Origin of the sequence: Bradyrhizobium sp. Arg237L, from assembly GCF_029990105.1 — a bacterium.
Taxonomy (GTDB): domain Bacteria; phylum Pseudomonadota; class Alphaproteobacteria; order Rhizobiales; family Xanthobacteraceae; genus Bradyrhizobium.
On record NZ_JAQMIL010000106.1, the window covers coordinates 1 to 21,804 of the forward strand.

The window sequence follows — 21,804 nt, forward strand, 5'->3', positions numbered from 1 at the left end:
GGCGCGGTCGGCGAGACCTACAATGTCGGCGGCCGCAACGAGCGCACCAACCTGCATGTGGTCGAAACCATTTGCGATCTCCTCGACGAGATCGCACCGCGCGCACAAGGCGCCCGCCGCGACCTGATCACCTTCGTCGCCGACCGCCCCGGCCACGACCGCCGCTACGCCATCGACGCTTCCAAGCTGGAACGCGAATTGGGATGGAACGCGCTGGAAACATTCGAGAGCGGCATTGCGAAAACGGCGCGTTGGTTTTGTGACAATCGTCCCTGGTGGCAGGCCATCCTCGATCGAGGCTACCAACGCGCCCGCATCGGGCTGGGATAGGCCCAAACCCCGCAAACGGGCTGGGGATTGCCTTTGACCGTCATTTGGTCATCATGGAAATGGTTCAGCTATGACCGTTCAAGTCACAGCGTGACGCATCCACAGCGCCTTGCGGTAGGCGATCCACTTAAGAAGAGCTTTCAGGATCCGATATGCGAATAACGATGGTGGGCACGGGTTACGTCGGCCTGGTCTCTGGCGCGTGCTTTGCGGACTTCGGGCATCAAGTCACCTGCGTCGACAAGAACGCGGAAAAGATCGCGGCACTCAAGCGGGGAGAGATTCCGATCTTCGAACCGGACCTTGATCGGCTGGTGGAAACCAACGCGCGGTCCGGACGGCTGTCGTTCACGACCGACCTCGCCGATCCCGTCTCCCATTCCGACGCCGTTTTCATAGCGGTCGGAACCCCGTCGCGGCGGGGCGATGGTCACGCGGACCTCAGCTATGTCTACGCGGCGGCCCGCGAGATCGCGGCCAGCCTCAAGGATTTCACGGTGGTGATCACCAAATCGACGGTTCCGGTCGGGACCGGCGACGAGGTCGAGCGACTCATTCGCGAAGCCAATCCCGACGCCGACGTCGTGGTCGCCTCCAATCCCGAGTTCCTGCGCGAGGGCGCGGCTATCAGGGACTTCAAGCATCCCGACCGGATCGTCGCCGGCACGGATGACGAGCGGGCCAGAAAGGCCATCTCCGAGATCTACCGTCCGCTCTACCTCAATCAGGCGCCACTGATGTTCACCGGCCGCCGCACCGCGGAACTGATCAAATACGCCGCGAACGCCTTTCTCGCGACCAAGATCACCTTCATCAACGAAATCGCCGATCTTGCCGAGAAAGTCGGCGCCGATGTGCAGGAGGTCGCGCGCGGCATCGGCCTTGATAATCGCATCGGCACCAAGTTCCTCCATGCCGGCCCCGGTTTCGGCGGATCGTGCTTTCCGAAGGACACGCGTGCCCTGATCAAGACGGCACAGGACTATGAAGCGCCGATCCGCATCGTCGAAGCGGTGCTGGCCGTGAATGAAAACCGCAAGCGCGCGATGGCGCGCAAGGTCGTCTCGGTGCTTGGCGGGTCGCTGCGCGGCAAGACCGTCGCGCTGCTCGGCCTGACCTTCAAGCCCAACACCGACGACATGCGGGAGTCGCCATCGATCCCGCTGATCACGGCCTTGCAGGATCTGGGGGCAAAGATCAGGGCCTATGATCCGGAAGGCATCGAACAGGCCCGCTCCGAACTATCCAACGTCACCTATTGTGACGGCCCGTATAGTTGCGCCGAGGGCGCCGACGCGCTGGTGATCGTGACCGAGTGGGAGCAATTCCGCGCACTCGATCTGGACGGCTTAAAGCAGAAGATGGCCAATCCGGCCATCGTCGACCTCCGCAACGTCTATCGGCCGAGCGATGTCGTCGCCCACGGCTTCAAGTACGAAAGCGTGGGCAGACCGACGCCGTCGGCGAGCTAAAGCGTGATGGCTCTGTTTGAATCTGCGGGTGAACGCAGTTGCCACTGCTCGTCCGTTTGTTAGAGCATGATCCGGAAAAGTGTGAAGCGGTTTTCCCTCGCGACAAACGCGAAGCGTTTGCGCGGAGATCATGCTCAAACAATAACCTAAAGCGCGATGACGATTCATCTTCATCTCGTCGCGCTTTAGGAGGTCCGCGGGGACTTGCGGCGTAGTCCGGTCACGGTCAGCCACACCGCCGAAATCAAAAAGTAAAAGGCACCCACGGCAGCATAGCCCGCCAAGTTGGCGATTGACGGCGGCGTCGGCAGCCGAGCCTGCGCGATGAAGAAACCGCCCGCCAGGGCTGACTGGCCGCCGCTAAGCACCATTGCCCATTGTGCGCCATAACTCTTCCACCGCCGGACCGCGGTGCCAAGTTGGAGCAGTCCAGAAAGAAGCGCCCACGCACCGAAAACCCCGACCACCCAGTTCATGCTCATCCGCAAAGCCAGAACGACCGCTACCGTCGTCACAAAACTCACGAGGACATTGAGAGCCTGCGTGCGATTCTCACCCAATCCGCCGCTGCGCGATGCGTCGACATAATTGGCCGCCGCATCCCACGCAGGATAGACGAGGAGGAGGATCGCTGCGACCGACGGGGACTGTTGTCCGACCGTGAACGCCGCAGCCACCCAGGCTGCGGAGAATGCGGTTCGGGCAAAGTAGTAGACCTTCAGCCATTGCTCTTGCTTGCTGAGGGCGGAGTGTGCTGGGCGGATAGTCATCTGCTCTCCTCTGGACTGGTACACAGTCGTCTATACCTACTAGTTGGTAGATCATGCAGCGCGGTTTGGCGCTTGGCTCGAGACGGTGCGCCGCTCGCCGTCCGATAGCGTCTCAGAAGAGGCAGACCTCCATCGTCAATGCTGCGCGGAAAGTCGGTCCAGCAATGGATGGAGAATCGTCCCGAACGTCTTTGGATCGCCATACGCTCGGGCGGACAACATCGCGCCGTGGACAGTTGCCATGAACGTTTCGGCCTCCACCTGCGGCGTTGTCATGAGTTGCAAGCGGCCCTGCTTCGAGCCGCGCTCAAGCACCGAGGCAAGCCAATTCGACAACCAGCGAAAATGCGCTCGGACTTCGATTGCGACCTCTTCCGGCAAGACGGGAAGCTCACTCGCGAGCAGCGCGCAAACGCAAAAGGGGTCGCTCGCGCTGGTGATGCAGGCTTCCCAATACACGGTATAACTGCGGAGTAGTTCGATCGGATCTGAGATATTCCGTTCGAGATGGGCAATTCCTGCTCGAGCCTCTTCGCGATAACGAGCAACCAACGTGCGAACGAGGTCCACCTTGCTGGGAAAATGATGGTGGATGCTTGGTTTCCGGATTCCCACCACGTTCGCAACGTCCGCATAGCTGAAGCCGTGGTACCCTCCGGCAATTATGAGAGAGCGCGCGCAAGCCAGGATGTCGTCGGCAGTCCTTGAAGGATTACTCATAACGCCAATCTACCTTCTAGTCGGTAGATAGTCAAGCACTAACGGGCCAACCAAAAGGTTCGGCTTCGGCGACCAACCCAGATATCGCCAGCAGCCGAGAAGAGATTGGCAGCGGGCTCGCCGTAGCGGGTGACGACACGGCGAAAATCCTTGAGGCTGCAGAAGGCGTTCTCGATAGGGTGACGGCCTCAAGGCTCCCGTACGGAGATCACCGAGGTTCGGCTTTGATGTCAGGGACGGACTTCCTGAACCCGCTTACGGCCTCTGCACTACGGGCCAGGACGGCCGGGTTAGACACACCCTGATGGTCCCGACGGGCGGTGTAAGGGGCCTCTAGTTCGGCAGCCTCGTCGTCCGTCAAGGTTATCGAGAGCGCCGCGATCGCGTCGTCGATATGCTTGGCCTTGAGCGCACCCACGATCGGCGCCGCAACGACGGGATTGCGACGCAGCCAGGCCAATGCGATCTGCGCTTGGCCGATGCCCCGTTCCGCTGCAATTGCTGCCGCCGCCTCGACGATTTTCCGATCGCTTTCCGCAGTCGCCGCGTTTTGCTCGGCGCCCGCGGGTTCGGCTTCCGAACGGGAACTGATCGCGCCCCACGGTCGAGCCAAGCGGCCGCGCGCAAGCGGGCTATAGATGATTGTCTGCACGCCTTCGTCGGCGCAGAGCGGCAGCATCTCGCGCTCTTCCTCGCGGACGAGCAAGTTATAATTGTCCTGCATCGACACGAACCGCGTCCATCCGTTTGCCCTCTGCAGATGCAACGCCTTGCTGAACTCCCATGCCATCATTGAGGAGGCGCCGAGATAGCGCACTTTTCCGATCTTCACGAGATCGTGGAGCGCCTCAAGCGTTTCTTCCCACGGGGTGGTCTGATCGCGGCGATGGATCTGGTAGAGATCGATATAGTCGGTGCCGAGCCGCCTCAGGCTATGGTCGACCTCGGTCATGATCGCCTTGCGTGACAAGCCGATGGCGTTGGGGCCATTACGCGTCGGCGCAGATAGCTTGGTGGCGATGACCACACTATCCCGACTGACGAAATCCTTCAGCGCTTTCCCCAGGATCTCCTCGCTATTTCCATTCGAATACAAGTTTGCAGTGTCGAAGAAGTTGATCCCGGCTTCAACCGCGTGCCGGATCAGCGGGCGGCTGGCTTCCTCATCGAGCGACCAGGCCGGATGGCCACGGGAAGGGTCTCCAAAGCCCATGCAGCCGATGCAGATGGGGGAAACTTCAAGGCCTGAGTGACCAAGCTTTATGTATTGCACGCGACCTCCTCGACGGGTAGCTAAGTGGATAGCTCTCCGGTTTACGGATTACCGGAGAGTTCTCCGCTTAGTCAAGAGGTGTGATGGCCGACCTTGAGGCAAAACTGCGCGCCGACGCACAGGCGAACCGTGACCGTATTCTGGACGTGGCGCGCGATGCGTTTGCTGCTGACCCGGGCACGTCCCTCAACTCCATCGCGAAGATAGCTGGAGTCGGCGCGGGCACGCTCTACCGTCACTTTCCGACCCGCGAGGCCTTGCTGGTGGGCGTCTATCGCAAGGAAATTGGTGCGCTTGTGGAGCTCGCGCCGAAGCTGCTTACAAAGCATCCTCCGCTGCAGGCTTTCCGATTGTGGTGCGATCGGTTTGTTCGGTTTGGTGAGGTGAAGCATGGCGTTGCTGACACGCTTCGGGCAGCAATATCGGATCAGGACTTTCAGGAAACCTACCGACCTCTGGTGGAGGCGGTTCGCCGGTTGATGGAGGCCTGCGAAGGCTCGGGCGACATACGTCCAGGCGCCGAGCCTGAAGATGTCTTGACGCTTTTGGGATTGCTATTGCGAATTTCACCGACCTCGGACGGGAAAGCGCAGACAAAGAGAGTTCTCGCGCTTATCTTCCGCGGCTTGGGTGCCGAAGAATAGCTCTCCCGGTCACGAAGCGGCACCACGATAAGTCCGGCGACGGACCACCTTTCAACCGCGCGACTGGGTTGGCATCAATCCGGGATCAAGCGTCAGCGCGATCACGCGTCTTCGCGCGCGGTGATGCTTCAGCGACGGAAGGCTTCTCGGAGGAACCGCGAATCCCATAAGGCGCGTACAGCAGATAGTGCGCCCGACGTTTCCGCGAGCGCCAGTCGCGCGCCGCATATCCCAGCAGAACGCCGACTGAAAAGGTGACAAGCAAAATCAACGCGGGAAACATGACATCAGTCCAATATGCTTGCCGACAATATATCTCGTTCTGACAATATTTTCATGTGCCGGTTGTGACGACATCATGATTGCGGCGCTGAAACATTGTTCAGGCGCCTGACTTCATGTGCAGGCGGCTGCCTCGATATTGATCAGAGACGATCTTACGACGGCTGACGGTATGCCGTTATGACGGCGGCAATGCAAACCGAAGCTATCCGTCACACGCGATGATAGTCGCGGAACCAGGCGATGAACTTCTCGACGCCATCCTCGATCCTTGTATGCGGCCGAAAGCCGATCTCGCGCGCAAGGTCGTCGACATCCGCAAAGGTTGCGGGCACGTCGCCGGGCTGCATGGGCAGCAGCACCTTCTGGGCCTCGCGGCCAAGCCCCTTCTCCAGCAGCGTGACCACGTGCATCAATTCTTCCGGCTTGTTGTTGCCGATATTGTAGATGCGCCATGGCGCCGTGCTCGAGCTCGGATTGGGCTCGTCGCCCGACCAGTCCGGATCGCCCTGCGGCACGTGATCGACGAGCCGCGTCATCGCCTCGACGACGTCGTCGACATAGGTGAAATCGCGCCGCATGTTGCCGTTATTGAACAGGTTGATCGGCTTGCCCTCGCTGATCGCGCGCGCAAAGAGATAGAGCGCCATGTCGGGCCGATACCAGGGGCCATACACGGTGAAGAAGCGAAGCCCGGTCATCGGGATGCCGTAGAGGTGGCTGTAGGAATGGGCGATCAGCTCATTCGCTTTCTTGGTCGCGGCATAGAGGCTGATCGGATGATCGACATTGTCGCGTACGGAGAACGGTAGCTTGGTGTTGGCCCCGTAGACCGAGGAAGACGACGCGAACAAGAGATGCCGGCAACCATTATGCCGGCAGCCTTCCAGGATGTTGATGAAGCCCTCCAGGTTGGAGTCGGTATAGGCGTGAGGATTCTGCAGCGAATACCTGACGCCCGCCTGCGCCGCCAGATGGACCACCACCGGAAAACGGTACTGCTCGAACAGCGCCTTCATGCCGGAGCGGTCGGCGAGATCGAGCTTCCGGAAGGTGAAGTTCGGATGCTCCTTGATGAGCTCGAGGCGGGCGAGCTTGAGCGCCGGATCGTAATAGTCGTTCAGATTGTCGATGCCGATGACGCGCTGGCCGGCCGCCAGCAATCGTTGCGTCAGATGAAGGCCGATGAACCCCGCGCAACCCGTAACCAGCAAATCGTCTGCAGACACCGCTTTTCCATCCTTCGCGCCATAACACCCAGCAGCGCCATGATCGCCGGACAATGCGTCGCTGTGAAGGCTCTAGTGGAACCGACCGGCCAATTATGCTTGATGGACGCGAGCGGTTGTGCTTCGGTTCTGATTAAATCAGAACCGAAGCTCTAGATTCTTGTTTTGACGCGTTTTTCTTCACGCGAACCGGCGTCCACTTCGCTCGAAAACGCTCTAGTTGCTAGCAGCCGTCTTGTAGTCCGGAAACCGGCTCAGCACGGCGGCCTTCATGAACTTGAAATGCGAGATCGCCGCAGCGAGTTCCTGCAGCCGGCGCTGCCCGTTGGCGATCTCGGCGTCGAACAAGTCGTGGTGATAATTGTCGAGCGGCTCGCGCTCCAGATACTCGTCGGTGCCGTTGCCGAGCGTCACGGCGGCGCGCGCCAGGACATCGTCGACACGGCGGCTCAGGCCGCTCTGTTCGCTTTCCGCCGCCTGCAACGCATTGTCGATCGCGGCCACGATGGATCCCACGCGCAGCCGGTCGGTCTCGGCGTCGCGCTCGGGCGAACGCGCGCGAAACCCCTCATCGATCCCCAGCCGGGCCTTGATGAAGTTCTGCGCTCGGGATCGCAAGAAGAGCTGAAACATCTGCGTTCGTCCGGTCCGGACCGTTACGGGGCAACGCCCAAAAGTCGCCCCTTCTTAGTTAAGGAACGGTAAAGTTGCGGCCGTCGCACCCCGCGGCGATCGGCCATAGGGATGCGGCCCGCCATTCAAGAGAAACACCAGAGCATCAATTTCAGGAACAGCGAACCCAGCAGATAGACCCAGCCTGCCATGGCCAGCAGCGCTATGGCCACGAACGCGCCGGAGAAACCGTGCTCCTTCACCCGCCTCAAAAGCGAAACTTTTTCTGGTGGGGAGAGCATGCCAGATCTGCGGTGGGAACCTTCAGATCCGACTTCTACGGCGCAAATTCGATAAACTGGTGACGCTCCCCGACCGCCACGTTCCAGAGACCTTGTGCGGGCGACACGTGTCGCGCGCCGTCTCCTAGGTGCGGAAGAATGCGAACCAGATCACGCCAAGGATCAGAACCGCGAGCCCGGTCGAAATCGACAACAGCGCGGCCACGGTGGGTCCTGCTTCGGCCTGGCGCGCCTCGGTCGTGGTTTCAACAATCCGGCCATCTCGGTGTGTCGTTGCCATGCGCCACCTCATTCCATTCAGTTAGCAGTTAACTGCCTGCAACTGCCGGCTAATGCCTGGATGTCCCGTCCCCAGGCGCAACTCATGGTCGGAAGCGATGTTCCTGAGGATTTGGCGGCGAGCCGACAGGCCAACGCGTCGCATGGGGCCCGCAAGAAATCCGCAAGAACCATGCGGGCGATCAGCGGTTAACCGTCATTGGCAGGTTCACCGTTTGGCCATGTTTGAAACCCGGTTCCGCGGTGGTATCCTCTGCCTCCCGTCTGTTGCGTCTTCGGAGTATCCCCATGGCCCCCCGCGCCAACTGGAAGGGTTTTCTGCGGCTGTCGCTCGTGACCTGCCCGGTCGCGCTCTACCCGGCCACGTCAGACACCGAAAAGGTCTCCTTCAACCAGGTCAATCGCAAGACCGGGCATCGCATCAAATACGCCAAGGTCGATGCCGAGACCGGCGAGGAAGTTGCCGCCGAAGACATCATGAAGGGCTACAAGGTCGATACCGACACCTACATCGAGATCACCAAGGACGAGCTCGACGACATCGCCCTGGAATCGACCCGTACCATCGAGATCGATGAATTCGTGCCGAAGGCCGATATCGATAGCCGCTATCTGATCCGCCCCTATTACCTCATCCCGGACGGCAAGGTCGGCCACGACGCGTTCGCGGTGATCCGCGAGACCATCCGCAGCCTGAACAAAGTCGCGATCGGCCGCGTCGTGCTGACCAACCGCGAGCATGTCATCGCGCTGGAGCCGCTCGGCAAGGGCCTGATGGGGACGCTGCTGCGCTACCCCTACGAGGTCCGTGACGAGAAGGAATATTTCGACGACGTACAGGACGTGAAAATCACCAAGGACATGCTCGATCTCGCCAAGCACATCGTCGAGCAGAAGTCGGCCGACTTCGACCCCGAGGAGTTCGACGACCGCTACGAAACCGCGCTGATAGAGTTGATCAACCAGAAACGCAACGGCCTGCCCGTGGCGAAGCCCGCGCCGAAATCGACCGGCAACGTCATCAACCTGATGGACGCGCTCAAGCGCAGCCTTGCCAATGAGCAGCAGGCGCCCGCCCCCACTAAAGCAAAAGGCAAGAAGCCGAAGAAGCGGGTCGAGGGCCAGCGCGAAATGCTGTTGCCGATCGCCGGAAGCGGCACCGGCGCCGGCAAGCGTGCCGCCAAGGAAGAGCCGAAGAAGGCGGAAAAGCCCGTGCGCGCGCCGACCCGGGCCAAGAAGGCCGGATAGGCGGGGAAGCGGCCCGGCGGTCTCATGCAATGACAACGACGCGGCAGGCGGCAAGCTGACATGCCGTGGTCGACGCCTTTCGAGCAGCCGATCGTCCTGCGCGGTGGCCGCAAGCTGGTGACGCTCCAGCACGCCGCCGACTACATCATGAAGCTGCCCGAGCCGGTGCAGCAGCGCGAGCGTTGGCAAACCGCGGTCGAGAATCTGATCCATGCCGCCGAGAGCGGCGGCGGTTGGCTGATGTTCGCGCGGATCGCGGTGCTGCGGGCGCTCAACGAAGACGAGGCCGGCTGACGGCCACGGGGCATGCTATTACTGCGGGAAGCCGTCGCGAACCCGCACAAAAAGCAGCCTGACGTTTTCGCCAAGACTGGTGACCGCGGCGACGATCACGATGCTGATGCTGCAGGCAACGAGGCAATATTCGATCGCGGTTGCCCCGCGCTCATCGCTGAAAAAACTTGAAATCAACTGGCGCATCAAAATCCCCGCCGACACCTCGCACGGGTTTCTCCCGCCTCGCGTCTCGGCCGCAACCTAAAAGCTGACTGGTTGATGCCGCCTTGACGGACAGGATGAACGATTGATTAAGGCCATGCGTGGATTGCGCCGGTATTCATACGGTGCGGAAAATTTACCAGACGTTGCGCGCCACCTCGGACAGTCGGCCTCGGTACTGCCGCGGAGGAAGCACATGCCCCAAGAAACGCGAGAAACACGCAGGAATTACATCGGCATTCTCTACGAGGAGACCGACGAGCCGCGCATGGTGGGCGAGCTGCGAACCGCGAACGATCGCCAAATGCGCCGATATCTCCAAAGGCTGGTGGCGGCGGTGTTCAATCGACGCATCGAAGCGAGATGATCTCCATCGTCCGCCTCGATCGTCAAAGCAAATCAGCGGGCCGCCACGACGGCTGACCCGCTGACACGTGGCGCGAAGCAATCCGGAGGAAGACGCCGGATTGCTTCGTCGCCGTTTCCTCGCAAAGCGCAAGGCGAAGGCGATCAGAAGTTGCGCTGGGCGCGAAGCTGCAGGAAGAACGTATCCTGGTCCTTGAACTCGTAAGTCGCAGCCGGCTTGGGGGCAGAAGCTCCAAGGACGGCCGTGCCCTGGAATTTCTGGTCGAGGTGGAACCACTGGAATTCAGCCGAGAACGTCAGGTTCTTGACCGGGGTCCAGCGGGTGACGGCACCGAGTTGCGACACGTTGAAGTCGGGGTTGCAGACGTAATTCGCGCTGACCGCCTTGGCGGGTGTCGTGAAGTTCGCGCAGATGAACGCCTTGGCCGTGCCGTCATACCGGACCGCCGAATAGCTGCCGTAGAAGCTGGTCGACCAGTAGGGATCCCAGTTGTGGTTCAACGCACCGCGGATGCCGAAGGCCTCGGTCAGATGCAGCGATCCGTCGCCGCCGGCTGCCACCGGCAGGTACACAGCGTCAGTGGTCGCGCCGAAGCCGATGCTCTGATACGCGCCGAAAGCGCCGCTGCCACCGAACATCGCAAAGCTCGGCGAGGCCGACGATGTCGCGATCACGTATTTGGTCGCGCCCTTGGCGTAGCTCGCATCGAACTTGATGTCGTCGCCGGGGCCGGTCGGGATGTTCTTGATGTTCACGCCGACCATCGTCGCGTAACCCCAGGAGTCGTCGGGATGCCCGGAAAGCTCGGATGCCGCGGTCGGCGCCGCGCCCGGAAGACCGACGCCGCCCGCCGGAGCGCCAGCCGCGTTGAGGGTATTGTAGGACGCGCTCACTTCATGCGCCGCGGCTGAAATCTGGAACAGACCCCAAGCCTGGTCGAGGCGGACATTGCCGACGACGTCAGGCGAACGAACGCCCGCATAGGCGTTGCCGGAATTCAGCGTCGCGTTCAGCGGCAGCGAAAGGTTGTAGATCGTGGTGCGGTCCCAGACCGCCGGATCGTCGAGGCCGATGCTGGCGGACACGCCGTTGCCGAACTGCGCCGTGTACTGGATGTTGTTGACGCCGGTGTCGGTGTTCTGGCCGCCCATCAGGAAGGACGAGTTGTTGCCCGGGAAGCCCTGCCACGGCGTCGCGTAGGCGGAAGAAGACTTACCAAACGTGAAACCGGCAAACTGAATGAAGATATACTCGACTGCGACATAGCCGCCGCCGGGCGTGTCGAGGAGCTGCGCGCCGGCAACCGGGAGCGAGCCGTTGATCGAGTTCGGGTTGAAGGTGCTGCCGCCGAGCGTGGAGAACTGGAAGTCGCCCTGCATGAAGGTGCGAACCGTGCCGTACTCGGTGGAGGTGCGCGTGTCGAATGTCAGCGCCATACGCGCGCGGGTCGCGAAGTAGTCGCGATAGCGGTTGTCCTGGCCGAGATCGCCGTTCCAGGCCGGCTGGCCCTGCGGACCGCCGTTGAATGTCGTGTCGACGCGCAGATAGCCGCCGATCTTCATGCAGGTGTCGGTGCCCGGGATGTACCAGAAGCCGGCGCCGTATAGCGAGCAGACCTTCACATATTCAACGGCCTTTGCCTTGACTGGAAGATCGGCTGCTTGCGCGCCGCTTATGGCCATCAGGCCGGCGGCTGTGCCGAGGATGAGTGTTCGCGCCCGTAACATCTGATCAAATCTCCTGGTCCCTCAACATGCACACGCATGTTTGAGGCGTTACCTAATTCAAAAACTTCCGGCGCGAATAACAACGCGGTGAGGTCGATGCTGTTGGCGAGGCGCTGTGACGTTTTCGTCACGCTTACGCTTCGAGGCTCATCGAATAATCGTATTCGCGTCGCGCAGATCAGATCTGCCAGCACAAACTTTTGATCGGCCATTCGCGCATCGCGCCCCTCCGCATCGCGAAACGCATAACTGCAGCCTCGAGATGCGCACGACGCATGCTTTACGCGCCCGCGAAATCCTGATCCTCTGTTGCAAAGCGGTCGGATGAACCGGCTGCGACCCAAGGGAGAGACACGGCCATGAAGCTCGGCACGGCGATTGCGGAAATCATGAAGCGCGAGGGGATCGAGATTCTCTGCGGCTATCCCGTCAATCATCTGATTGAGCACGCCGCGAACGCCGATATCCGCCCTATCATGGTGCGGCAGGAGCGCATCGGCGTGCACATGGCGGACGCGATCTCCCGCGTCACGTCCGGCCGCAGCATCGGCGCGTTCTGCATGCAGCACGGCCCCGGCTCGGAAAATGCGATGGGCGGGGTGGCGCAATGCTTCGGCGAGTCGGTGCCGGTGCTGGTGCTGCCGATGGGCTATCCGCGCCGGCTGGCGAACATCGAGCCGAACTTCAATTCCAGCCAGGCGATGAAGGCGTTCACGAAATCGTCAGAGCCGATCATTCTCGCCTCCGAAGTGTGCAACATCTTCCGCCGCGCCTTCACCAAATTGAAGAACGGTCGCGGCGGACCGGTCATCGTCGAAATCCCCGCCGATATGTGGAACGAGGAGGTGCCGGAGCCCTTGAACTACACGCCGGTGCTGCGCACCCGCTACGGCGCCGATCCCGTGCATGTGAAGGAAGCCGCCGAACTCCTGATCAACGCCAAGCGTCCCGTGATCTATGCCGGCCAGGGCGTGCATTATGCCCGCGCCTGGCCGCAACTGAAGCGCCTTGCCGAACGCCTCGCCATTCCCGTCACCACGAGCCTCGGCGGCAAGTCGTCCTTTCCGGAGACGCATCCGCTGTCGCTCGGCTCGGGCGGGTTAGCTGTGCCGCGCGCGGTGCCGAAATTCCTCACTGATGCCGACGTGATCTTCGGCATCGGCTGCTCGTTCACGGAGACGAGCTTCGGCATCGCGATGCCGAAGGGCAAGACCATCATCCATTCGACCCTCGACCCCAATCATCTGAACAAGGATGTCGAGGCCAAGGTCGGCCTGGTCGGCGACGCCGCGCTCGTGCTCGATGCGCTGCTCGACGAGATCGGCAAGACCGTCACGTCGGATCGCGATGCCAGCGCAGTCGCCGCCGAGATCGCCGCCATCAACGACGAGTGGCTTGCGAAATGGATGCCGAAGCTCACCCACAACGAGGCGCCGCTCAATCCCTACCGCGTGCTGTGGGACCTGCAGCACACCGTCGATGTCAGCAACACCATCATCACCCACGATGCCGGCAGCCCGCGCGACCAGCTCTCGCCGTTCTGGAAGTCGGTCGAGCCCCTCTCCTATCTCGGCTGGGGCAAGACCACGCAGCTCGGCTACGGGCTCGGACTCGCCATGGGCGCCAAGCTCGCGATGCCGGACAAGCTCTGCATCAACGTCTGGGGCGATGCCGCCATCGGCTTCACCGGCATGGATTTCGAGACCGCGGTGCGCGAGCGCATCCCGATCATGTCGATCCTGCTCAACAATTTCTCGATGGCGATCGAATTGAAGGTGATGCCGATCTCGACCGAGAAATACCGCTCGACCGACATTTCCGGCGACTACGCCGCGATGGCGCGCGCCTTCGGCGGTTACGGCGAGCGGGTGACCAAGCCTGAGGACATCGTGCCGGCGATCAAGCGCGGCATCCAGAAGACCAAGGAAGGCGTCCCCGTTCTGCTCGAATTCATCACCAGCAAGGAAACCGAGGTGTCGAGGCCGGGCACGTAGATCCTGTAGGGTGGGCAAAGCGCAGCGTGCCCACCCTACGATTCTGATCGCAAGCTGAGCCGCAGTGGTTTAAGAGGTCGGCATGTCCGAGACATCGACGTTCAATACGCCGCTACCGTTCGACGAACTGGCGGAGGCCATCAAACGGCGCCGCTCCACCTACGGACAGATCAGCGGCCTGCAGCTCGATCGCGCCGCGCCCGGCGAAGCCTGGTCACGCCTGCCCTATCGGCCGGTCTTTGTCGGCGACACGCAGACCGGCGTTCTGCATGGCGGCGTGGTTACCGCCATGCTCGACGAGAGCTGCGGCATGGCCGTGCAGCTCGCGCTGGACGGCACGCGCGCCATCGCCACGCTCGATCTGCGCATCGATTACCAGAAGCCCGCCACCCCAGGCCTCGATATCAACGCGCATTCGATCTGCTATCGCGTCACCCGCTCCATCGCCTTCGTGCGCGCGACCGCCTATCAGGAGTCCGAAGACGATCCGGTGGCCACCGCGACCGCCTGCTTCATGATCGGCGCGAACCGCACCAACATGCTGTTCGACAAGCTGCGCAATGACGCCGCGCTGCCCGTGCTCGAAGCACCGGATGATCCCACGAGCCCGTTCGCAGCCAGCCCGTTCGCGCAGTGTCTCGGCATCCGCCTCGGTGACGACGGCACGCTGGTGATGCCTTTCTCGCCGAAGATCATCGGCAATCCACTCTTGCCCGCCATCCATGGCGGCATGACCGGCGCCTTCCTCGAGACCGCCGCGGTCGTGGGCGTGACGCGCGAGCTCGGCGTTTCGGCGCCGCCGAAGCCGATCGGCCTGACGATCAATTATCTGCGCTCCGGCCGCGCCCTCGACAGCCACGCCAACGTCTCCATCGTCAAGCAGGGCCGGCGCGTCGTCGCGTTCGAGGCGCGGGCCTGGCAGGATGACCCGGCCAAGCCGATCGCCTCGGCGTTCGGTCATTTCATGCTGCGGCGATCACCCGGCCTCGATGACGAATAGGCCTTACTTGCTCGAAACCGAAACCGCCGCATCGGGTTGAGGGCCCCGCCCCGCGACCTGCAGCGTCGCGGTCATTCCGGCACTCAACGTGACGCCGTCCGGCACGTCGTCGATGGCGATGCGGACGGGAATCCGCTGCGCCAAACGCACCCAACTGAATGTCGGGTTGACGTTGGCGATCAGATCCGTGCCGATGACATTTTCCCGATCCGTGATCGCGCGAGCGACGCTTTCGACATGTCCCTTCAGCGGAGCGTCGAATCCGAGCAATCGGACGGAAACGGCATCTCCCAGGTTGATGTAGCGCAGCTTGGTTTCCTCGAAATAGCCGGCGATGTAGAAGGAATCCTGGTCGACGACGGCAAGGACCGGCTTTCCCGCCGTGACGTAGTCGCCGCGATTGAGAAGCAGATTGGTGACGTGGCCATTGACGGGCGAGCGCACATTGGTTCGCGCGAGATTGAGCTTGGCGACGCCCACCTGCGCCATCGCCTCGTCGTAAGCGGCACGGGCCGCAAGCGTGGCGCTTCGTGCCTGATTGAGGGCTTCGGCCGAGATCGCATCGACACTGAGCTTCTCGCGGCGATCTTGTTCCTCCTGCCGTTCGTCGAGCGTCGCCTTGGCTCCCGCGGCTGTGGCCTCCGCCTCCTCGAGCGCGAGCTGATAGCGCGCCGGATCGACGACGAAGAGAATATCTCCGACCTTGACCTGCTGGTTGTCCTTGACGCGCAGGTCGATCACCGCACCCGCGACATCGGGAGCGACGTTGACGACGTTGGCCCGCACCCGACCATCGCGCGTCCACGGCGTCTCCTCGTACAGCCGCCACAACCACCACCCTGCGGCGATCGCCACCGCGACGGTCGCGATCGTCACCGCGTATTGCGCAAAGCGTCCGAGACTCGGCATGGCAACAGCTCACCAATATCTCACATGCTCACGCCGACGACCAATGTGAGCAGAATGAGGTACAGCGCCGTATTGAACAGCGCCGGATGCCAGACAACACGATAAAGGCCAATCCGGTCGAATACGAGCCGCATCAGCACCCAGATGACCGCGGCAGCCCCCATATAGGCAAGAAACGGGGAGACGTAGACGCCGCCCAGATTGATCTCCTTGATCATGCGGTTGCCGCCTCGCTCACCGGCCGGGACGAAGGGCGCCGATCGCCAAAGAAGAAGCCCCCATGCTGCTCGAGGGTGGTCTGGATCCCATAGAGCGCATCGGCAACGATCAACAGATCGCCCTCGGCCGAGAACGCGCGGTTGCGCGCCGACTCGAGCAGAGGTGCGACAGACGCAGAAGCGCGTCCGGACAAGGACGCCCGAAACGCACCGGATAATCCTGCCAATGCCCCCTCGATCGAACGCGCCACATCGGGGGGCACGTGCGGCAGTTCCCGTCGCAGGATAAGGATGTTCAACCCGACGCGTAGCGCGGCAAAGCCACCTTGCACGGATTGGCCGTAGCGTGGCGTTTCGGGGTCGAGCTGTGCCAGCAGCGCATTGATGCGATCGAATGTCCGGCTCTCATACGCAGTACGGGTCTCGGGCGTTGCGGTTGTCGCAACGCGGGCCAGATCACGCAGCAAGCCACGGATCATGCGGGTGGCCGCCACTTCTCGTCCAAACGGACGGAACAGCGCCAGCGAGACCGCGCCGAAGCCGATGCCGACCAGGTAGCCCAGCGCGTTGTTGGCGAACGCCTCGAAGTCGTAGGTCATCTGGTTGGAGATGCCGATCAGGCCGCCCGCGACGAAGATCAAGGGTATCACCATCGGAACGGCCTGAGGGACCGTCAGCAGCAGCCCGCAAACGAGGTACAATGGCGCAAGCGCGACCACCAGCGCGGCAAACGTATCGAGCCTCGGCAACAGCACGAACAGGTAGGCCGCGGAGATGACGGCGGCGACGGCGGTCATGCGAAAAAACATCAGCGCGCCGGCGGCCGGGTTGTCACGCGCGCCCATGATCGCGCACATGATGCCGGCGAAGGTGACGGCGGTGGCACCATTGGGCCACGCCGAATAGATCCAGAACAGGCTGGCCAGGACGATCGTCAACGCGGCGACAACGCCACCGGTCAGCGCGAGCGCCGGCTCGCGATAGGGCTGAAAGGATGGCGCGGCTTCGCGCTCTGGGGGCAGCACTCCCAGGCCCATATGCGTCCGGATCCAGACCGTATCGCGCCAGATATCGATGATGTCCTGCAACCGCAGCAGGATGTTGCGGACCAGGAAGGCGTTCGGTGAGCTTTCAAGCTCCTGCCGCGACGGCTGTGCGGCGTCGATCTCGGCCTGGATTCTCGTCCCATCGCCTGCTTCCCGCCACGAGTCATCCGGCGTCGCCGGTCCGGTCCAGGCGGCGATATGCGCCTTCGTCATCTGCAGAAGCGGTCGCAGCCGCTCAATCCGCTGCGGGTCGCGTTGCCGCAGCAGCAATATCCGGTCATGAACCGAAACGAGATGCGACAGCAGCGATAGCAGCTTGGCTTCGAACAGGCGGACCAAACTGTCCATCGCCCTGACCGTCGGCGTATCCAGGTTGGCGAAGACGCGCAACTGCTCCAGGCCGACGACGGCAGCGATCATGCGGCGCCGGTCCGTCTGAATTTCGGCTTCGACGGAGTCTGCCGACAGCCTGTCTCCGGCCCAGCGGGCCATGGTCGGCAGCGTCGATGACAGCGCATCGACCAGGGCAGCGCCGGCGCGCTGCGGAAACACGAGGTGGTGGACCAGCGTCGCGCAGGCGATTCCGAGGATGATTTCCAGGCAGCGCGCCACGGCAAAGTCAAAGGCGGTCTCCGGAGCGAGCGCCGCGGGAAGGCCGATGATGGCGGCCGAATAGCCGGAGAGCATGCCGACATAGGCCTGCGGTGCATCGCGCAGATAGATCGAAACGGCCGTGCCCGCACCGATCCAGAGCGCCAGCGCCAGACAGAACAGCTCCGGCGCATTGGAGAACAGCGCAACCAGGACCAGCGACGCGACCGCGCCGATCACAGTCCCGAGCACCCGGTAGAGCGATTTGGCGAGCACCATCCCGGCCAGCGGCTGGGACACAACGTAGACCGTCGTGATGCTCCAACTCGGTTGCGACAAGTCCAATTGAAATGCGATGTACAGCGCCAGCACGGCAGCGGCGAAGGACTTGACCGAGAACAGCCCGTCCCGCCAGGAAAATCCGCGGATGATCGCGATCATGGTCCCCCACCCGTGAGGCGGCCTTCGACACAGCCGTGCGACCTCGCCTTCTCAAAGCAGATCAGGCGACCAAGTTCCCACGGTCGGCCGCGGTTGTGACGTATTCGCGGTGTTCCCAACCGAGCCTCGTCCTCCTGGCCGGGGATTGACGCGCTATGAGGCACCGTTTCCGACGAGCGCAAAGGGCGCCCAGACGCTGGGATGAGCATTGTCGCCCCCCTTGGCGACCAATGCCGAAATCGAGCGGCGAAGCGCCTCGGCGCGGCCGGTGTTAGGCTGCGACGTCATAACACCGATTGCGCCCGTCGTGATGGCGACGGCGGCCTCCGAATTCACCGGCCAGTGCGAGACCAGGAGCGCACGCGTGCCTGCGTAGAAGAACGCTCTCGCCAGACCGGAAAAGGCTTCCGAGTTCGCTGCTTCGCCGCCGGCCGTGTTGCAGGCTGAGAGCACGACCCAGTCGGCGTCGAGCTTGAGCGCGGAAATCTCCGACGATGTGAGATAGCCGTCGTCGGCCTGCGTAGCGGCAGCGGGCGGCGTCAGGATCAGCCCCGGCTCGATCGAGCCGCGGACCTGACCGGCCAGCGCTGCGTGCGTTGCAAAGTGAAGAATGCGAAACTGTTCCAGCCGTCCGCTTTCGCTGAGCGACTTCACCTTTGCTTCGGTCGCCTCATTGCCCAGGTAAACCTCGCCCTTCGCAGGCGCAAAGCTGTTCGCCACGGCGCACAGTTCGAGCGCGGTTTCGGGCAGCGGCACGAGATGCCTGAGTTGTTCGATGTCCGCCGTGCCGCCGGAAAGGACGACGGCCGACCGGTGCCCTCTTTGAACTACCAGGCTTGTTCGTGGCTCCGCGCCTTCTGCGCAAGTCTGATGAAGCCGCGCCTGCTTGACGCGGTCGACAACCCAGTCGCTCTGACCGTCTCCATTCAACAGCGGATTGCCAAAACCTATGAACGGCTTGGACGCCTTGCTCCGTTGCGCGACCTGGCGCAGCGCTTTCAGGCTCGAGACCGACGGCAAGACGGTCGTCGCAAACCGCTTAACCAGCCAGGGCTGCTTGGCGAGTTCCCGCCGAGCGCCATCAGATGCAGGCTTGTCCGTCAGCAGGAGCTGGAAGGGCAACGTGGCCAGGGGGCCCGATGGAACGAGAATGAGCTCCTTGCCTTCAATGTCCTTCTCGACCGGCTGAAGCAGCGCCTGGTAAAGCCCGAACGCCCGGTCCAGATCGAACGGCAATTGATCGCTCGGCGGGCGATCCATTCCGAGCTTTTCGGCGCAGGCGCGGCTCGCATCCATCCACGCTTCGTAATCAACGCCACAGCGCAAAATGCTGACCGTCTCCGCCACCTGCTTCGCGCCGATCGGTGCGGCGTGCCAACGGACATCGGACGCCGTGACGGTCCACACGAAGGTAAAGCGCGACGTCGTAGTGAACAGCAGCAGCGCCTCCTTCGGGCCTAGCGCTTTTCGAACCTCTTCAAGAGAAATCGATGTCCGGGCCACGAGCGCCGCGTATCCCGGAAATTGAGCCGTTATCTCGCGATCGAGCGCTTCGATGTGGCTTGCAATGCGCGTCGCCTGGCCACGGATCGCCTGCTCCGTCTCCTGATTGCGCGCTGCATTCGGCTGCGAAATGGCCGAGATCAATAGTCTATCCGTCGCTAGCGCCTGCTCGCTCAGGTCCTGTCGCAGGCGAACCCGAGCCGACAGATCTCCGCTGCCCGCCGCGATCCGCGCCGACATTCCGCTGACGGCCTTTGCCGCCTGTTCGTCCCCGATCCACTGCGCGGTCTCGAAGGCCCGAGATCGCAACGTCGTCGCCTTGTCGCCATCAGCCGCGCCTGCGAGCTGGTAGGCGGCAACGATCATGCCGGGGAATGGATTTGTGTTGTCATGGAATTTCAGATCGGCGGTGGTTTGCGCCGCATTGGCTTCGCCAGCGCTGCGGTTGATCAATATCGTGGAAGCGCGCGCAAACGCATCATAGGCCCGCTGCCAATCACTGGCGTCCAAGTAATGCGCCCCGAGGTTGTTGAAGCTGTTGGCGACGTCCGGGTGCACCTCGCCAAGTGTATTCAGGCGGATGTCCAGCGCCCGCTTCAGGAGCGGCTCGGCATCCTGGGACCTGCCGGTGCTGTCCATGATGACAGCAAGATTGTTGAGGCTGCTCGCAACCAGCGGGTGGACCTTGCCAAGCGCTGCCTCGCGTATCGAAAGCGACCGGCGCGCCAAGGCCTCCGCCTCCGCGTAGCGCGAATCGTCGCCAATCAACGTGACGAGATTGTCGAGCGAGACGGCGATATCGACATGGTTCGCACCGAGGCTCTTTTCGCGGATCGCCAGGGAGCGGCGGAACAATTGCTCGGCCTCCTTCTTGCGACCGGCATAAGCCTTTGCGTCAGCGAGATTGTTTAACGTCGTCGCCACATTCGGGTGATCAGGTCCGAATGCCTTTTCCTGAATGGCAAGGGCGCGAACCAGCAGGGTTTCGGCGTCCTGGGCCCTGCCCTCCCGAGAAAGAACGATCGCGAGATTGTTGAGGCTGGCGGCGACGTCGGCATGATCGCTGCCGAGCGCCTTTTCCCTGATGGCCAATGTGCGCCGTGCCAGTTGCTCGGCGTCGGAAAGCCGCCCCTGCAGGCGCCTGAGTTCTCCGAGATTGTTGAGCGTCGAGGCGAGATAGACGCTGTCACGGCCGTGGCGCTGTTCCTGGAGACCGAGCGCTTCAAGGAACCGTTCCTCGGCAAGCTGCAACCGGCCTTGCGCCTTGTAGACCTCCGCGATGTTGTTCAGGACCACCGGGACCATGATGTCGGCCTGTCCCGATGCGCGTTTCAAGACTTCAAGCGCGTGGCTGTAAATCTCGAGCGCCTCCGCCTCTCTCAATTGACGGTGACGCACATTGCCAAGCTGCATGCGCGCCATCGCGGTGTTGAGATTGTCGCGGCCCAGGGCGCTTTCGTTGATGGCGATCGCGCGCGAGGCATTGCGCTCGGCGTCGTCCAGTCGGTTCTGGCTGAAGGCGATCTGGCCGAGGGTGGCAAGGACCGCCGCAACATCAGGATGGTTTTGCCCCAACGCCTTCTCGCGGATGGCAAGGGCTCTTTTCAATGCGGTTTCGGCTTCGGTCATCTCGCCCTGGGCCTGCAGCGCCTGCGCCAGCACGACAAGGGTTGTCGCCGTCAAAAGCGACTGTCGACCGGTGGTCTTTTCAGCCTCGCTTGTCAGCTTTCTGGCCAGCGGCAGGGCTTCGCTGTATCGCCCCTCCTTGGCGAGCGCCGTGATGCGTTGCATCAGCGCCAGCATTTCCTGCTCGCCTGCCCCGGAAGGCAACGTAACCATGCCTGCAAGGAATAAAGCGACGATAAACCGGGCGATCAACGTTCGGCCTGCTCGCATGCCCCACCGCTCCAATTCACTTTTGCAAAGCATCTGACATCGCCACCCTCTGGGGCTAGAGCAAGGCCGAAGCCGAGCCCTGCTCCGCACGGCGGTGTCGTTGTAGGGTGCAAAACCCTCGGCACATACTCGGCTCAATCGAACAAGGCGAGATGACACTGCCGCGTGCCCCGAAACGCGATGCGCGCGCATGTCAAATTTCCTAGACATTTCAACGTGATTTGCCCGGTCCAGTCCCCACGCGAAAAACATTCCGCTTCCGTCGTCGGGCAAATCAGTGATTTAACCCCGCGCGTCTCACCCAAGATGAGGGGCGGATCGCGATCGTCACGAACGTTGCGGTGAGATGCGGTGGACGTGAAGCGCGTGACTGACGAGCACACACATCACGGACGGCGAAGTCGTGTGGTCCTGGCGCCCCGACGCTGGCGCTAAGTTTTTCGCGCGAACAAG

The 21,804-nt window shown here is 62.3% G+C and carries 19 protein-coding genes and 2 pseudogenes; 8 read left to right on the forward strand and 13 right to left on the reverse strand.

Features of this window, described 5'->3' with window-relative positions; translation table 11 throughout:
- A partial coding sequence (locus OZ411_RS39740; RefSeq protein ID WP_282532302.1) for a GDP-mannose 4,6-dehydratase occupies nucleotides 1–330 on the forward strand: 330 nt, incomplete at its 5' end.
- Nucleotides 331–482: 152 nt separating this feature from the next.
- A complete protein-coding gene (locus OZ411_RS39745) occupies nucleotides 483–1,802 on the forward strand; it encodes a UDP-glucose/GDP-mannose dehydrogenase family protein (protein WP_282532303.1) in 1,320 nt (439 codons plus the stop codon).
- Nucleotides 1,803–1,987: 185 nt separating this feature from the next.
- On the opposite strand, the gene OZ411_RS39750 is transcribed toward OZ411_RS39745, so the two are convergent.
- The 3 genes and pseudogenes from OZ411_RS39750 to OZ411_RS39760 form a co-directional block, all read right to left on the reverse strand.
- Nucleotides 1,988–2,572 carry a DUF308 domain-containing protein gene (locus OZ411_RS39750; protein ID WP_282532304.1) on the reverse strand — a complete coding sequence of 195 codons (585 nt, stop codon included), beginning with the start codon at nucleotides 2,570–2,572 and terminating at the stop codon, nucleotides 1,988–1,990.
- A 135-nt stretch (nucleotides 2,573–2,707) separates the two neighbouring features.
- Nucleotides 2,708–3,292, reverse strand: a complete 585-nt coding sequence (locus tag OZ411_RS39755) for a TetR/AcrR family transcriptional regulator (RefSeq protein ID WP_282532305.1) — start codon at nucleotides 3,290–3,292, stop codon at nucleotides 2,708–2,710.
- A gap of 322 nt (nucleotides 3,293–3,614) precedes the next feature.
- A pseudogene (locus OZ411_RS39760) lies at nucleotides 3,615–4,565 on the reverse strand (aldo/keto reductase); the annotation flags it as partial.
- Nucleotides 4,566–4,648: 83 nt separating this feature from the next.
- Between OZ411_RS39760 and OZ411_RS39765 the strand changes: the two are divergent.
- Complete coding sequence (locus OZ411_RS39765) at nucleotides 4,649–5,209, forward strand: TetR/AcrR family transcriptional regulator (protein ID WP_130580542.1); 561 nt, start codon at nucleotides 4,649–4,651, stop codon at nucleotides 5,207–5,209.
- Nucleotides 5,210–5,703: 494 nt separating this feature from the next.
- Here the strand turns inward: OZ411_RS39765 and OZ411_RS39770 are convergent, their stop codons facing one another.
- The 4 genes from OZ411_RS39770 to OZ411_RS39785 form a co-directional block, all read right to left on the reverse strand.
- Nucleotides 5,704–6,720, reverse strand: coding sequence for an NAD-dependent epimerase (locus tag OZ411_RS39770; protein ID WP_282532306.1), 1,017 nt, complete (start codon nucleotides 6,718–6,720; stop codon nucleotides 5,704–5,706).
- A gap of 216 nt (nucleotides 6,721–6,936) precedes the next feature.
- Nucleotides 6,937–7,353, reverse strand: coding sequence for a hypothetical protein (locus OZ411_RS39775; protein ID WP_282532307.1), 417 nt, complete (start codon nucleotides 7,351–7,353; stop codon nucleotides 6,937–6,939).
- A 125-nt stretch (nucleotides 7,354–7,478) separates the two neighbouring features.
- Nucleotides 7,479–7,634, reverse strand: coding sequence for a hypothetical protein (locus tag OZ411_RS39780; RefSeq protein WP_165421253.1), 156 nt, complete (start codon nucleotides 7,632–7,634; stop codon nucleotides 7,479–7,481).
- A gap of 124 nt (nucleotides 7,635–7,758) precedes the next feature.
- Complete coding sequence (locus tag OZ411_RS39785) at nucleotides 7,759–7,914, reverse strand: hypothetical protein (protein ID WP_165421252.1); 156 nt, start codon at nucleotides 7,912–7,914, stop codon at nucleotides 7,759–7,761.
- Nucleotides 7,915–8,201: 287 nt separating this feature from the next.
- Here OZ411_RS39785 and OZ411_RS39790 point away from each other — a divergent pair, with 287 nt between their 5' ends.
- Both OZ411_RS39790 and OZ411_RS39795 read left to right on the forward strand, forming a co-directional pair.
- Complete coding sequence (locus OZ411_RS39790; RefSeq protein WP_282532308.1) at nucleotides 8,202–9,161, forward strand: Ku protein; 960 nt, start codon at nucleotides 8,202–8,204, stop codon at nucleotides 9,159–9,161.
- A gap of 60 nt (nucleotides 9,162–9,221) precedes the next feature.
- On the forward strand, nucleotides 9,222–9,455 hold the full coding sequence (locus tag OZ411_RS39795; protein ID WP_282532309.1) for a hypothetical protein: 234 nt from the start codon (nucleotides 9,222–9,224) through the stop codon (nucleotides 9,453–9,455).
- 18 nt (nucleotides 9,456–9,473) lie between these two features.
- On the opposite strand, the gene OZ411_RS39800 is transcribed toward OZ411_RS39795, so the two are convergent.
- Complete coding sequence (locus tag OZ411_RS39800) at nucleotides 9,474–9,641, reverse strand: Flp family type IVb pilin (RefSeq protein ID WP_130580537.1); 168 nt, start codon at nucleotides 9,639–9,641, stop codon at nucleotides 9,474–9,476.
- Between the two features lie 103 nt (nucleotides 9,642–9,744).
- On the opposite strand from OZ411_RS39800, the gene OZ411_RS39805 reads away from it, so the two are divergent.
- A complete protein-coding gene (locus OZ411_RS39805) occupies nucleotides 9,745–10,026 on the forward strand; it encodes a hypothetical protein (RefSeq protein ID WP_282532310.1) in 282 nt (93 codons plus the stop codon).
- 143 nt (nucleotides 10,027–10,169) lie between these two features.
- On the opposite strand, the gene OZ411_RS39810 is transcribed toward OZ411_RS39805, so the two are convergent.
- Nucleotides 10,170–11,753 carry a porin gene (locus OZ411_RS39810; RefSeq protein ID WP_282532311.1) on the reverse strand — a complete coding sequence of 528 codons (1,584 nt, stop codon included), beginning with the start codon at nucleotides 11,751–11,753 and terminating at the stop codon, nucleotides 10,170–10,172.
- 350 nt (nucleotides 11,754–12,103) lie between these two features.
- Here OZ411_RS39810 and OZ411_RS39815 point away from each other — a divergent pair.
- Both OZ411_RS39815 and OZ411_RS39820 read left to right on the forward strand, forming a co-directional pair.
- Nucleotides 12,104–13,747 (forward strand): annotated as a pseudogene (locus OZ411_RS39815) (thiamine pyrophosphate-requiring protein); the annotation flags it as partial.
- An 82-nt stretch (nucleotides 13,748–13,829) separates the two neighbouring features.
- Nucleotides 13,830–14,747 (forward strand): hotdog domain-containing protein, encoded by a 918-nt coding sequence (locus OZ411_RS39820; RefSeq protein WP_282532312.1) that lies wholly within the window; start codon nucleotides 13,830–13,832, stop codon nucleotides 14,745–14,747.
- A gap of 3 nt (nucleotides 14,748–14,750) precedes the next feature.
- On the opposite strand, the gene OZ411_RS39825 is transcribed toward OZ411_RS39820, so the two are convergent.
- The 4 genes from OZ411_RS39825 to OZ411_RS39840 all read right to left on the reverse strand — a co-directional run bounded on the left by OZ411_RS39825 (nucleotide 14,751) and on the right by OZ411_RS39840 (nucleotide 21,351).
- Entirely contained in the window at nucleotides 14,751–15,656 is a 906-nt protein-coding gene (locus OZ411_RS39825; protein ID WP_282532313.1) for an HlyD family secretion protein, read from the reverse strand.
- A gap of 20 nt (nucleotides 15,657–15,676) precedes the next feature.
- Nucleotides 15,677–15,874, reverse strand: coding sequence for a DUF1656 domain-containing protein (locus tag OZ411_RS39830; RefSeq protein ID WP_130580531.1), 198 nt, complete (start codon nucleotides 15,872–15,874; stop codon nucleotides 15,677–15,679).
- A complete protein-coding gene (locus OZ411_RS39835; RefSeq protein WP_282532314.1) occupies nucleotides 15,871–17,952 on the reverse strand; it encodes an FUSC family protein in 2,082 nt (693 codons plus the stop codon). Before OZ411_RS39835 ends, OZ411_RS39830 begins: the two co-directional genes overlap by 4 nt.
- Before the next feature lie 153 nt (nucleotides 17,953–18,105).
- Nucleotides 18,106–21,351: a CHAT domain-containing tetratricopeptide repeat protein gene (locus OZ411_RS39840; protein ID WP_282532315.1), complete on the reverse strand. Its 3,246-nt coding sequence runs from the start codon at nucleotides 21,349–21,351 to the stop codon at nucleotides 18,106–18,108.
- Nucleotides 21,352–21,804 lie beyond the last annotated feature (453 nt).

Coding starts and splice junctions, on each gene's coding strand:
- OZ411_RS39745 (WP_282532303.1), top strand. CDS start 483: ATGCGAATAACGATGGTGGGCACGGGTTACGTCGGCCTGGTCTCTGGC.
- OZ411_RS39750 (WP_282532304.1), bottom strand. CDS start 2,572: ATGACTATCCGCCCAGCACACTCCGCCCTCAGCAAGCAAGAGCAATGG.
- OZ411_RS39755 (WP_282532305.1), bottom strand. CDS start 3,292: ATGAGTAATCCTTCAAGGACTGCCGACGACATCCTGGCTTGCGCGCGC.
- OZ411_RS39765 (WP_130580542.1), top strand. CDS start 4,649: ATGGCCGACCTTGAGGCAAAACTGCGCGCCGACGCACAGGCGAACCGT.
- OZ411_RS39775 (WP_282532307.1), bottom strand. CDS start 7,353: ATGTTTCAGCTCTTCTTGCGATCCCGAGCGCAGAACTTCATCAAGGCC.
- OZ411_RS39780 (WP_165421253.1), bottom strand. CDS start 7,634: ATGCTCTCCCCACCAGAAAAAGTTTCGCTTTTGAGGCGGGTGAAGGAG.
- OZ411_RS39785 (WP_165421252.1), bottom strand. CDS start 7,914: ATGGCAACGACACACCGAGATGGCCGGATTGTTGAAACCACGACCGAG.
- OZ411_RS39790 (WP_282532308.1), top strand. CDS start 8,202: ATGGCCCCCCGCGCCAACTGGAAGGGTTTTCTGCGGCTGTCGCTCGTG.
- OZ411_RS39795 (WP_282532309.1), top strand. CDS start 9,222: ATGCCGTGGTCGACGCCTTTCGAGCAGCCGATCGTCCTGCGCGGTGGC.
- OZ411_RS39800 (WP_130580537.1), bottom strand. CDS start 9,641: ATGCGCCAGTTGATTTCAAGTTTTTTCAGCGATGAGCGCGGGGCAACC.
- OZ411_RS39810 (WP_282532311.1), bottom strand. CDS start 11,753: ATGTTACGGGCGCGAACACTCATCCTCGGCACAGCCGCCGGCCTGATG.
- OZ411_RS39820 (WP_282532312.1), top strand. CDS start 13,830: ATGTCCGAGACATCGACGTTCAATACGCCGCTACCGTTCGACGAACTG.
- OZ411_RS39825 (WP_282532313.1), bottom strand. CDS start 15,656: ATGCCGAGTCTCGGACGCTTTGCGCAATACGCGGTGACGATCGCGACC.
- OZ411_RS39830 (WP_130580531.1), bottom strand. CDS start 15,874: ATGATCAAGGAGATCAATCTGGGCGGCGTCTACGTCTCCCCGTTTCTT.
- OZ411_RS39835 (WP_282532314.1), bottom strand. CDS start 17,952: ATGATCGCGATCATCCGCGGATTTTCCTGGCGGGACGGGCTGTTCTCG.
- OZ411_RS39840 (WP_282532315.1), bottom strand. CDS start 21,351: ATGCGAGCAGGCCGAACGTTGATCGCCCGGTTTATCGTCGCTTTATTC.